We start from the raw sequence: 12,016 nt of genomic DNA on the forward strand, positions 1-12,016 counted from the left end.
CTCAGCCGTCTCTTTCGCACATTGTATGTTCATTTTATCAAAGTTTATTTTGAAAAGAAAATAGACGAGCCTGCATAAAAAAGGGACGAAAACAACAAGTGTTTTCGTCCTTCCAAAATTGGCTCCTTGGATGAAGGGGTTCCTATTCATCCTACCAATGATTGATTAACAAAACATGAATTCATTGTAAAGATCATGTAAATTTTAACGCCACTTTCCATTCTTCTCTATTTTGACTTTAAACTCACGGTAAACGTCGTCCCTTTGCCTTGTTTGCTATGAACAGAAATCGTTCCTTCATGTGCTTCGACAAGGTGTTTGACAATGGCAAGACCAAGCCCTGTACCGCCTGAGTTTCTACTTCGATCTTTATCAATTCGATAAAATCTCTCGAATATTCTTGGAATCTCACTCTTTTTCATACCGATCCCTGTATCTGCTACATCAAATTCATAGCTGTCTTTCCTCTGTCTTGCTGTGATCGTGACACTTCCTCCCTCTGGTGTATAGGTGAGGGCATTATTGATCAGGTTGAGGAAAATTTGTTTTAATCTCAGCGGATCTGCCATGACATAGACCGGCTCTTTCGGGACACGCACTTGTAGGTCAATGCCTTTTTCAGCAGCCTTTTGTTTTAGCAGCACTTCAATCTCTTGAATGATTTCTGTCGCATTGGCTTCTTGAATATTCAGCTTAAAATGCTGCTGTTCAATTTTCGAGAGATCAAGTAAGTCTTGGATGAGCGTTTCTAAACGAATACTCTCTTTTAGGATGATGGACAAAAATTGTGTGAGCGCTTCTTTGTCGTCAATAGCACCATCAAGAAGTGTTTCAGAAAAGCCTTTGATGGACGTGATCGGTGTCTTTAATTCATGTGACACGTTAGCGACAAAGTCTTTTCGCATCTGTTCTAGTTGCTTTGTTTCTGTTACATCATGAAAGACAAGAACAATTCCTTTCCATTCATCGTCTGTACTTAAGATCGGAACACCATCGACTTGAAAATAACGGCGCTCGATGTCAACAGCGAGACGTAAAAACTTTCGGACCTTGGTTTCTGTCATGAAAATTTCGTCTATTAACTCAATAATCTCTTCATGGGTAAAGGCTTCATGATACAGCTTGTGCATGTAAATATGTTTTTGCACTTTGAATTGCTTGCGGAATGTTCGATTGACTAAGTGAATATAGCCCATTTTATCAATCAAAATAATCCCCGCTCCGATGTTTTCAATGACTGTTTGCAGACGATCTCGCTGCATTTCGCCAGCGCTTGTCATGTCTTGAAGACTTTCTGCCAGACGTTTCATTGATGTATTGAGTTCACTTGTTTCAATGATCAGCTCTTCATAGTTATTTGTATCATAGTTCCCTCGTTCAAGCTGTTTGGCCACCTTTGTGGCATAATCAATCGGCTTTACATACTTCATCGACATGCGATAGCCAAAAAAGACGATGATAATGATGGCCGAACCAAGACAAAAGGCTAATGCAAGCCAGAGCTGGCCGTCAATCTCATTCAAAGGCTGGAATGAAGCATGAAGAAATAAATATCCCGCCGGTTCGTTTTGTTTCATCATTGGAACTGCATAATGAAACAGCGCATCTTTCTCATCCTCAATGAACGTTCCTTTTGTTTGGAGCTGCTCATTTTCCAGCATGTTTAAAATGACGGCTCTTTGTTCTGCTTGACCCGTTGTATGTATGATATTCCCCTTCACGTCCACAATCGACGCATTCATATCGAGATGCTGCTTTGCTTGATTGAGAATCTTCTTGTTTTGCTCCGCGTTCAAATCTTCAACATTCATTGAAGAAAGGAGAAAACTCGATTCCTTTTCCATTCGTTCGGTTAATTTTGTTTCATAGAAAATATGAAACATATGATCCAAGAAAAGACCAAGCGCAACAAACACAATAAACAGGAGAAAAATGAGCCCAGAAAAAAGGCGGGTTCTCACTTTACTCATTTGGCTTTGGCTCCTCCAATTTGTAGCCTAAGCCTCGAATGGTTTTAATATATGTTGGTTTTTTCGTGTTCTTTTCAATTTTGTCCCGCAAGTGGCTGATATGCACATCCACAATACGAGTATCACCTGCAAAGTCATAATTCCAAACCGCACTTAACAATAGATCACGCGTCAAGACACGGCCTTTATGCTTAGCCAAATAAAGAAGCAGTTCAAATTCCTTTGGCGTGAGCTCTAGACGTTCTTCTTGGAAATAGACTTCGTAATGTTCAGGTAAAATGCGCAGGTCTCCAATTTTGATTTGGTCTGCAATGATCTCTTCCTTCTCTTCTTGCACGGGAGCCGGCTGAGATTGCTGTGCTCTTCTCAAAATGGCTTTTACCCGAGCACCCACTTCTCTAGGACTGAAAGGTTTTGTCATGTAATCATCGGCTCCAAGTTCAAGACCGAGCACCTTATCAAATTCATCGTCCTTTGCTGTCAGCATTAAAATAGGGAACATCATTTTTTGAATTCTCAGTTGTTTGCACACTTCAATGCCATCCATTTTCGGAAGCATTAAATCAAGCACAATTAGATCAGGCTGTTCACTTGCTGCTTTTTCAAGCGCTTCTTCTCCGTCTCTTGCTGTGACGACATCGTAGCCCGCCCTTTCAAGGTTATAGCTTAGAAGTGTTACAATTGATTCTTCATCATCCACAACTAATATTTTTTTATTCATGTTGTGCCTCCAATTAGTGATTTCCCCTGCATCCGTTTTTTTGTATCTTATGTGAAAAGCGAGAAGTCATGCTTTCTCTTTCATTTTAACGAAAGCTTAACAAGAGAACAATTTAAAATTTCGACAAGATTGGTTTTGTAAACAAAAAGAAGACTCCTCATACGAGAAGCCTTCTCAGCGTGTAGACAAACCCTCGCATTCGGTGTCAGTCCTGCGCGCTGGTGCTCACGAATGTCAAATTCGCTCCGCGCCAGTACTCGCCCTTCCTAGACTGCAAAGGTTTTCTATCACGCTGAAAAGAAGACAAAGGGCTAAAATAAACAACATTTTAGCCCTTTGTCAACAATCTGAAAGAAGACTTCTCTTACGAGAAGCCTTCTTTTTTATTCATATTAAGACAATACTTTCATGACGTTCTTTACAGATTCAACAGAACGGTCAAGCTGACTTCTTTCTTCTTCTGTCAGCTCAAGCTCGATGATCTGCTCAAGGCCGTTTCCACCTACGATTGTTGGAACTCCAAGGTAAATGCCTTCGTAGCCATATTCACCTTCAAGGTATGCAATCGTCGGCATGACGCGGCGTTGATCTTTTAAGATCGCCTCAACCATTTCAACGAGTGAAGCAGCAGGTGCATAATACGCACTACCGTTACCTAATAGGTTGACGATTTCACCGCCGCCTTTTCTTGTTCTTTCAACAATTGCATCAATTCGCTCTTTAGGAATTAATGTTTCCAGCGGGATACCGCCTGCATAAGAGTAACGTACAAGAGGAACCATGTCGTCCCCATGTCCGCCAAGAACAAAGCCCGTCACATCTTTCACAGATAGGTTTAATTCTTGAGCAACGAACGTACGGAAACGTGCTGTATCAAGAATTCCTGATTGTCCGATGACTTTTTCTTTTGGTAATCCTGATTCTTTATAAACTGCATATGTCATTGCATCAACAGGGTTTGTTAACACAACAATGATCGCTTCTGGAGAATATTTAACGATTTCACGTGTCACACTGCGCATGATTTTTTCATTTGTTGACACGAGGTCGTCACGGCTCATTCCCGGCTTTCTTGCAATTCCTGCCGTAATGACCACGACATCAGAACCGGCTGTATCTTCGTAGTTAGAAGTTCCTGTAATATTCGCATCGAAGCCTTGAACAGGGCTTGCTTCCAGCATGTCAAGTGCTTTCCCTTTTGTCGGGTTCTCAAGCTGAGGGATATCCACTAATACGACATCCGCTAATTCTTTTTGAGCTGTTAGAAATGCTGTAGTTGCTCCAGTAAAGCCTGCTCCGATGACAGATACTTTTTTACGCTTGTTTGCCATTTCCTTTTTCCCCTTTAACTTTAAAGTTTAAGAATCAAGACAAGTTTTTGATGAGCTCGTCAGCAAACTCAGAACATTTCACTTCTGTTGCACCATCCATTAATCTAGCAAAATCGTACGTGACGACTTTAGATGCAATTGTTTTTTCAACAGATTGAATCACTAGATCAGCAGCTTCTTGCCATCCAAGGTGCTCAAGTAAAAGCACGCCTGATAGAAGAACAGAAGATGGATTCACTTTATCAAGACCAGCATATTTCGGTGCTGTTCCGTGAGTCGCTTCAAAAATAGCGTGTCCTGTTTCGTAGTTGATGTTTGCACCAGGTGCGATACCAATTCCACCAACTTGTGCTGCAAGTGCATCAGAGATGTAGTCTCCGTTTAAGTTCATTGTTGCGACAACATCGAACTCAGCTGGACGAGTTAAAATTTGTTGAAGGAAAATATCTGCAATGCTGTCTTTGACAATGATTTTGCCAGCAGCTTCTGCTTCACTTTGCGCTTTGTTTGCCGCATCTTTTCCATCTTGTTCTACAATACGATCATATTGTGCCCATGTAAAGACTTTGTCGCCGAACTCTTTTTCAGCCACTTCGTAGCCCCAGTTTTTGAAGGCTCCTTCTGTAAATTTCATGATGTTTCCTTTGTGAACAAGTGTCACAGATTTACGGCCTTGGTCAATCGCATATTGGATCGCTGCTCTGACAAGACGAGATGTTCCTTCTTCAGAAACTGGTTTGATTCCGATACCTGATGTTTCTGGGAAACGGATTTTATTCACACCTAATTCGTTTTTCAAGAAGTCGATTAACTTCTTCACTTCGTCTGATCCTTTTGCATACTCAATTCCTGCATAGATGTCTTCAGTGTTTTCACGGAAGATGACCATGTCTGTGTCTTCTGGACGTTTCACAGGAGATGGTACGCCTTGGAACCAGCGAACTGGACGTAAGCATGTGAATAAATCAAGCTCTTGTCTTAGTGCTACGTTCAATGAACGGATTCCTCCGCCAATTGGTGTTGTCAGTGGTCCTTTGATCGCGATTAAATATTCACGAATGTCTTCAAGTGTTTGCTCTGGAAGCCACTCGCCAGTTTTATTGTAAGCTTTTTCACCTGCATATACTTCTTTCCAAGTGATTTGCTTTTCACCTTTATATGCTTTTTCTACAGCTGCTTCAAGAACTCTTGATGCTGCTTTCCAAATGTCAGGACCGATTCCGTCCCCTTCGATAAACGGGATAATTGGATTATTTGGTACATTCAATACGCCGCCAGTAACTGTAATTTTTTCGCCTTGTGACAATGATATTACCTCCCAGGTTATGTAGTGAATATTTGAAACTTCCAAGCTTGATGTCTGCAAGCCAAGAAGTTTTTCACATGATTCGTTTTTTGTTGATATGGAGGCTGATTGGTTTAGATGGATCAGCCTCCACTATTCTATAAACATTAGTCTCTTTCACTGATCGGAACAAACGTTTGAAGATCTGGTCCAATATAGTCAGCTCTTGGACGGATCAGACGGTTGTTATCATATTGCTCTAAAATGTGAGCAATCCATCCAGAGAATCGGCTGATCACGAAAATTGGTGTAAACAAGTCATGATCAATCCCAAGACTGTGATAGACAGAAGCAGAATAAAAATCAACATTTGGTGGAAGATTTTTCTCTGATGTCACGATTTCCTCTGCGCGTACAGACATTTCATACCATTTTGGCTCGCCTGTGAGATTTGTTAAGCGCTGGCTCATTTCTTTTAAATGTTTTGCACGCGGGTCACCCTGGCGGTAAACGCGGTGGCCAAAGCCCATGATTTTCTCTTTCTTCTCTAGCTTACCATGAATATAGGAATCTACGTTTTCAACTTCGCCAATTTCTGACAGCATCTTCATTACGCCTTCATTTGCGCCGCCATGAAGTGGTCCTTTCAATGCGCCGATAGCCGCTGTTACACCAGAGTAGATATCTGATAGTGTAGCAACACATACACGTGCTGTAAATGTCGATGCGTTTAATTCGTGATCCGCATGTAGAATGAGCGCTTTATCAATCGCTTCAATTTCTACTGGTGAAGGCTCTTCGCCGTTTAGCATATATAAGAAGTTTGCAGCATAGCTGTATTCTTCTTTTGGCTGTACAGGCTCAAGTCCCTTTCGAATACGTGAGAATGCAGCGACAAGTCCAGAAATTTTCGCTTGTAAGCGAATGGCTTTTCTGTAATTCGCTTCTTTGTCCATAATCTCTGATTCGTCATCAAGTAAACCTAATAAGGATACCGCTGTACGAATCGCAGACATTGGATGAACCCCATCCAGCGAATAAGATTTAAAGTGCTCAATGATCTCTTGCGGAATATGAGCATTTTCATTGAGCTGCTGCTTTAACTCGCTTAGCTCCTGCTCATTCGGCAGCTTTAAGTGCCATAACAGGTAGACAATTTCTTCGAAAGTCGCTTTTTCAGTTAAATCATCGATATTGTACCCTACATAAGTAAGAGTATCATCAATAATTGAGCTTACGGATGAAGTTGTTGCCACGATACCTTCAAGACCTCTTGTTGCTGTCATGTTCAATCTCCCCTTTTTAAAAAGATTCCCCTTCGTTGCAAAATTCTCGCTTTTTGAAAGCGCTATCCAACCAAAATAGGCTGGCAGGTTTAGAAAAGAAAATGCTTACATTTACCTATACGGTTAGAGCGCTTTTAGCCTCATATCTCGTGTTTGATCAATGAGTTCAAAATTAAGCCTATTCCCATTATAAACAATAATCAGACATTTGTTAAATGTTTAACTATAATTTTTTTTGATATTTTTTTTTCCAGCCTTCCGGTTCGGGCATGGAATAAAGGGATTTTGCTTCTTTTAATATATTTAATTATGTTTTTTTGCAAAAGCTCACGTCAGAAAAAATATCAAAAGAAAGTGGCATGAGCCACTCTCTTTTTAACCGCTGAAAAATTTCACTGCTTGCATCGCTAAATAGGCAATTCCAGCACCAATCAGCGGGCCAACAGCCACACCTTTGAATAAGCTGACTGCCAAAATCGTACCGAATACAAGTGCTGCGGTGATATGCGGATCGTTTTCGAGTAGCACAATGCCGTTTTTTGCAATTAATGCTACTAATATACCCGCTCCGAGTGCAATCCAAGCATAAGAGGATTTCATTGCTTCTCCAAGCTGTTTAAATCCAATGTCCCCTGTTGCGATCGGTACAAGCACTGCGATCGTGATGACCGTCACACCCCAATTGATACCTTTTGATTGCAGAACCGGGAAAATTTTTTGATCTAATCCAATGAGTTTAATCGCAATCAGCACAGAAACCGCTAAAATTAACGAATTGTTCTTCGCTATGAGTGCAATGACGAGTAAAAGAATTAAAAATAAATTGGCTTGAGTGAACATATGCCGCCCCTTCCTTTCTTTTTATTGCGACCTTTTCATATTACTAATCTTTTTGAATAAAATGAAGTATCGGACATGCTTGTTTTTTGGAGGGGATTGTGTGAATCACACGTATGTGGCCATTTTTTTGCGAAGTTTGATGATTTTCAGCATCGCCGTTTGTGCGGTTGTTTTTTTATATCAGTCTTTTCCGTTTTTATATCCATTTTGGATTGCATTTGCCGTGTCGTGTTTGATTCATCCAGCCGTATGTAAAATCGAAAACATGACCGGGATGCCAAGAGGTTTTGTTGTCATCATTGTGCTATTACTCTTTTTAGTGGTAGCAGCCGGATTCATGACACTTTTAGTAGCGGAAATCATTTCAGGAAGTGCTTATTTAGCAAAGGTACTTCCAGGTCATCTTGACCAAATGATTGGGATCGTGGAACGTTTTTTCACAGATCAGATTTTGCCTTTATATCATGATTTGACTGCTCAATTTAATACTCTTCAAGCAGGTCAAAAGGAATCGATTTTAGGACAAATCCAAGCACTTGGTGACGAAGCAGCGGCAAAAATCGGGACTTTCCTTTCAAAAACTCTTGAATTCATTCCAGCTTTTTTAGGTCTTTTGCCTGATGCAGCAGCGACGCTTTTATTTTCCGCACTAGCGACTTTTTTTATCACAAAAGATTGGTTTACGTTAAAAAAATATGGTTCTCGTATCTTTCCCGCCAAATGGATGCTTCATACACGTGCCATTTTATCTGAAATCAAAAAAGCCATTTCTGGCTTTATGAAAGCCCAGCTTCTCCTTGTTGCCATGACCATTGGTATCGTGCTGATTGGACTTTTCATCTTAAAGGTCGAGCATGCGATTGTGATCGCTCTATGTATTGGTCTAGTTGATTTACTTCCTTACATCGGGAGTGGCACGGTTTTTCTTCCGTGGATCATTTACTCCGCCATGACAGGAAATCTTTCACTCGCCATTGGACTGGGCATTTTGTATATTGTGGTGCTCATTCAAAGACAAATATCAGAGCCAAAAGTCTTAAGTAAATCAATCGGTCTTAATCCTTTAGCAACACTCGTGGCATTGTTTGTCGGGTTAAAATGCTTTGGTTTTCTTGGACTTGCACTCGGTCCCGCTTCTCTTGTCGTTTGGCAGGCGTTTCGTAATGCAGGGGTTTTCAGAGACCTTTATCAGTACATTCGGTATGGTGCGCAAAAGTAAAAGAGACCTGATGAGAAGGTCTCTTTAGCGTATAATCGTATAGCGTTTGCGATTGGACATGTTTCTAAGCCAGCGCTCAAAGAGCGGTTTGATCCGTTTTCTTGTCATGGGAATGAGCAGAACAGCCCCAATCAGATCAGAAAGGAATCCAGGTATGAGCAGCAGCAAACCACCGATCAGAATGCAGAAGCCATCGACAATGGTGGCCCCTGGCATTTTGCCATATTGTAAATCTCGCTGCACTTTCTGAAATGCTTCTATTCCTTGTTTTCTTGCAAAGTAAGCACCTAGTGCACTTGTCAGCACAATGACTAGCATCGTTGGTAAAATACCAATGATGTTACTTGAGATTAAAAATAAACTAATTTCAACTGCTGGGAACAGAATCAATAATAGTAGAAAATATTTTTTCAAGCCATATCACCTCATGGGGTCTCTTTCATCGAAAGCTGTTTACTTTTTTTAGTGTAACATAAAAAAAGAGAGGAGTCAGACAACTCCCCTCGTGTGTGATTTAAAGGACGCTTGCACGGCCTTTGTAGATCGCTCCGCGTGCTGGATCTACTGTAATCTCTTCGCCTTCTTTTAGAAGTGTTGTGGCACTGTCGAGACCAACAATGACTGGAATGCCAAGACTGAGCCCAACGACTGCTGCATGGCTTGTTAAACCGCCTTCTTCCGTGATAAGGGCAGACGCTTTTTCTAAAGCACCCATCATATCACGATCTGTGCAGTTTGCGACAAGAATCGCACCATCGTACATTTTTTCCTCTGCTTCTTTTCCGCTTTGTGCAATAACAACCGGTCCAAATGCAGATTTGCGGCCAATTCCTTGACCCTTCGCAATGATGTCACCGACAACATACACTTTCATTAAGTTGGTTGTACCTGTTTCACCAACTGGCACACCAGCTGTAATCACGATTAAATCACCATGTCTTACATAGCCTGTTTCAATTGACTTTTCTACTGCATTCTCAAGCATTTCATCAGTAGATGTCGTTTTTGAACCGCTCTTTGCAAATACACCGAATACGAGTGAAAGTTTTCTTGCCACTGATTCGTTTGCTGTGACTGCAACGATTGGTGCTTTTGGTCTATATTTTGAAATCATTCTCGCTGTATGACCGCTCTCAGTAGGTGTCACAATTGCCGCCACATCAAGCTTCATTGCTGTATGCGCAACAGATTGACCGATCGCATCTGTAATGCTGACTTCTACTTCTTCGCTTCTGCGAGAAAGGATCGCTTTATAGTTAAGTGCTTCCTCTGAACGTGAGGCAATGTTGTGCATCGTTTGCACAGCTTCAACTGGATATGTTCCTGCTGCTGTTTCACCAGATAGCATGATCGCATCTGTACCGTCAAAAATAGCATTTGCCACGTCACTTGCTTCCGCACGAGTTGGACGCGGGTTACGCTGCATGCTATCCAGCATTTGAGTTGCTGTGATGACAGGCTTGCCTAAACGGTTGCATTTTTTGATTAGCATTTTTTGAACAAGTGGTACTTCTTCTGCCGGAATCTCTACACCAAGATCTCCACGCGCGACCATCAGTCCATCTGATACCTCAAGGATTTCATCGATGTTATCAACGCCCTCTTGGTTTTCAATCTTCGGAATGATTTGAATGTCAGCTGCGTTGTTCTTTTCAAGCAGCTCACGAATCTCAAGAACATCAGAAGCTCGTCTTACAAAAGAAGCTGCGATGAAATCGACACCTTGTTCAATTCCAAACAGAATATCATTGGCATCCTTTTCTGTAATACCCGGCAAGTTCACACTCACACCTGGTACGTTGACACCTTTTTTGTTTTTCAGTGTACCTGTATTCATCACTTTTGTGACGATTTCTTTTCGGTCCTTATTTAATTCTTTTACTTCTAGACCAATCAGACCATCATCTAATAAAATGGTTGAGCCCACTTCTACATCATGAATTAAATCTTCGTACGTCACACTGATTTTTTCAGTGTTTCCCACAATGTCTTCCATACTCACGATAAGATCAGCACCAGCAACTAACTCAATTGAGCCGTTTTCAACTGTACGTGTACGGATCTCTGGACCTTTTGTATCAAGAAGGATCGCAATGTCCTTGCCTAAAGTTTTACCTGCTTTGCGAATGTTTTCAATACGTGCACCATGCTCTTCAAAATCTCCATGAGAGAAGTTTAGTCTGGCTACATTCATTCCTGCTTCAATCAATTCAGTCAGCTTTTCAATGCTTTCACTTGCTGGACCGATTGTACAAACGATTTTTGTCTTTCTCATTACTGTTCCTCCTAAGGTCTTCTCGTTTTATATAGAGAGCTCTTGTGAAAGTCGGTACATATTTTGATCGACTGTATGCTTTTTATCTAAGATGTCTAAAATATCGTGATGAACGAGTTCGTTGCTTTGAATGCCTACACAGCGTCCGCCTCTTCCTTCAAGAAGAAGTTCTACTGCATACGCTCCTAAGCGACTTGCGAGCACTCGGTCAAACGCACTTGGAGAACCTCCACGCTGAATATGTCCTAAGACAGATACACGCGTTTCAAGGCTTGTCTCCTCTTCAATTCTCTTACCAAATTCGACACCGCTGCCTACGCCTTCTGCGACAATGATAATACTGTGCTTCTTGCCGCGCTCATGTCCTCTTCTCAATCTGGCAATAATTTCGTCCATGTCATAGTCTGCTTCAGGAATCAAAATCGATTCAGCTCCGCCTGCAAGACCTGACCAAAGGGCAATATCCCCTGCATGTCTTCCCATTACTTCCACTACGTATGTACGTTCATGAGATGTGGCTGTATCACGAATTTTATCAATGGCATCAATGACTGTATTTAGTGCTGTATCAAAGCCAATAGTGAAATCAGTACCAGGAATGTCATTGTCAATCGTGCCAGGGACACCTACACATGGAAAACCGAGCTCTGTTAATTTCTTCGCTCCCATGAATGAGCCATCTCCACCGATGACAACAAGTCCTTCAATACCGAATTTTTTTAAGTTCTCAATCCCTTTTTCACGACCTTCAACTGTCTTGAATTCAGGACATCTTGCCGTGTAAAGTTTTGTTCCCCCGCGATGAATGATATCGCCTACTGAACCTATTTCGAGTTTCTCAATTTTACCGTTAATTAGACCTGAATATCCATTATAAATACCGTAAACTTCTACATTATGGTAAATTGCTTTCCTTACAACTGCGCGCACAGCTGCATTCATTCCTGGGGAATCCCCACCGCTCGTTAAAACTCCTATACGCTTCATCTTTTTCACCTCAGAGACCATATATGAATTAAACATACCATTTCCACTGCTTGAAAACAATCATGAGCAAAACCGGATGTTTTCAATACGAATTTCTAAAAC

10 protein-coding genes are annotated in these 12,016 nt (G+C 41.3%); 1 reads left to right on the forward strand and 9 read right to left on the reverse strand.

The window, feature by feature from the left end:
* Nucleotides 1–227 precede the first annotated feature (227 nt).
* From NST09_RS13300 to NST09_RS13325, 6 genes are all read right to left on the reverse strand, one after another.
* The gene (locus tag NST09_RS13300; protein ID WP_217816498.1) at nt 228–1,970 is read right to left on the reverse strand and encodes an ATP-binding protein; all 1,743 of its coding nucleotides are present in this window, start codon (nt 1,968–1,970) and stop codon (nt 228–230) included.
* Entirely contained in the window at nt 1,963–2,691 is a 729-nt protein-coding gene (locus tag NST09_RS13305) for a response regulator transcription factor (RefSeq protein ID WP_007501691.1), read from the reverse strand. The genes NST09_RS13300 and NST09_RS13305 overlap by 8 nt, the downstream gene beginning before the upstream one ends.
* Before the next feature lie 392 nt (nt 2,692–3,083).
* A complete protein-coding gene (gene mdh / locus NST09_RS13310) occupies nt 3,084–4,022 on the reverse strand; it encodes a malate dehydrogenase (protein ID WP_007501693.1) in 939 nt (312 codons plus the stop codon).
* A 34-nt stretch (nt 4,023–4,056) separates the two neighbouring features.
* Nucleotides 4,057–5,328 carry an NADP-dependent isocitrate dehydrogenase gene (icd, locus tag NST09_RS13315; RefSeq protein WP_008346060.1) on the reverse strand — a complete coding sequence of 424 codons (1,272 nt, stop codon included), beginning with the start codon at nt 5,326–5,328 and terminating at the stop codon, nt 4,057–4,059.
* A 146-nt stretch (nt 5,329–5,474) separates the two neighbouring features.
* Nucleotides 5,475–6,593 carry a citrate synthase gene (gene citZ, locus NST09_RS13320; RefSeq protein WP_008346063.1) on the reverse strand — a complete coding sequence of 373 codons (1,119 nt, stop codon included), beginning with the start codon at nt 6,591–6,593 and terminating at the stop codon, nt 5,475–5,477.
* 375 nt (nt 6,594–6,968) lie between these two features.
* On the reverse strand, nt 6,969–7,433 hold the full coding sequence (locus NST09_RS13325) for a DUF441 domain-containing protein (RefSeq protein WP_017367832.1): 465 nt from the start codon (nt 7,431–7,433) through the stop codon (nt 6,969–6,971).
* A 100-nt stretch (nt 7,434–7,533) separates the two neighbouring features.
* Between NST09_RS13325 and ytvI the strand changes: the two genes are divergently transcribed.
* Nucleotides 7,534–8,652 carry a sporulation integral membrane protein YtvI gene (gene ytvI, locus NST09_RS13330; RefSeq protein WP_008346068.1) on the forward strand — a complete coding sequence of 373 codons (1,119 nt, stop codon included), beginning with the start codon at nt 7,534–7,536 and terminating at the stop codon, nt 8,650–8,652.
* 24 nt (nt 8,653–8,676) lie between these two features.
* Here the strand turns inward: ytvI and NST09_RS13335 are convergent, their stop codons facing one another.
* The 3 genes from NST09_RS13335 to pfkA all read right to left on the reverse strand — a co-directional run bounded on the left by NST09_RS13335 (nt 8,677) and on the right by pfkA (nt 11,914).
* Entirely contained in the window at nt 8,677–9,066 is a 390-nt protein-coding gene (locus NST09_RS13335) for an FxsA family protein (RefSeq protein WP_007501703.1), read from the reverse strand.
* Nucleotides 9,067–9,166: 100 nt separating this feature from the next.
* Nucleotides 9,167–10,927 (reverse strand): pyruvate kinase, encoded by a 1,761-nt coding sequence (pyk, locus tag NST09_RS13340; protein WP_008346071.1) that lies wholly within the window; start codon nt 10,925–10,927, stop codon nt 9,167–9,169.
* 27 nt (nt 10,928–10,954) lie between these two features.
* Nucleotides 10,955–11,914 (reverse strand): 6-phosphofructokinase, encoded by a 960-nt coding sequence (pfkA, locus tag NST09_RS13345; protein ID WP_017358271.1) that lies wholly within the window; start codon nt 11,912–11,914, stop codon nt 10,955–10,957.
* Between the last annotated feature and the right edge of the window lie 102 nt (nt 11,915–12,016).

Source organism: Bacillus sp. FSL W7-1346 (assembly GCF_038593335.1).
GTDB lineage: Bacteria > Bacillota > Bacilli > Bacillales > Bacillaceae > Bacillus > Bacillus altitudinis.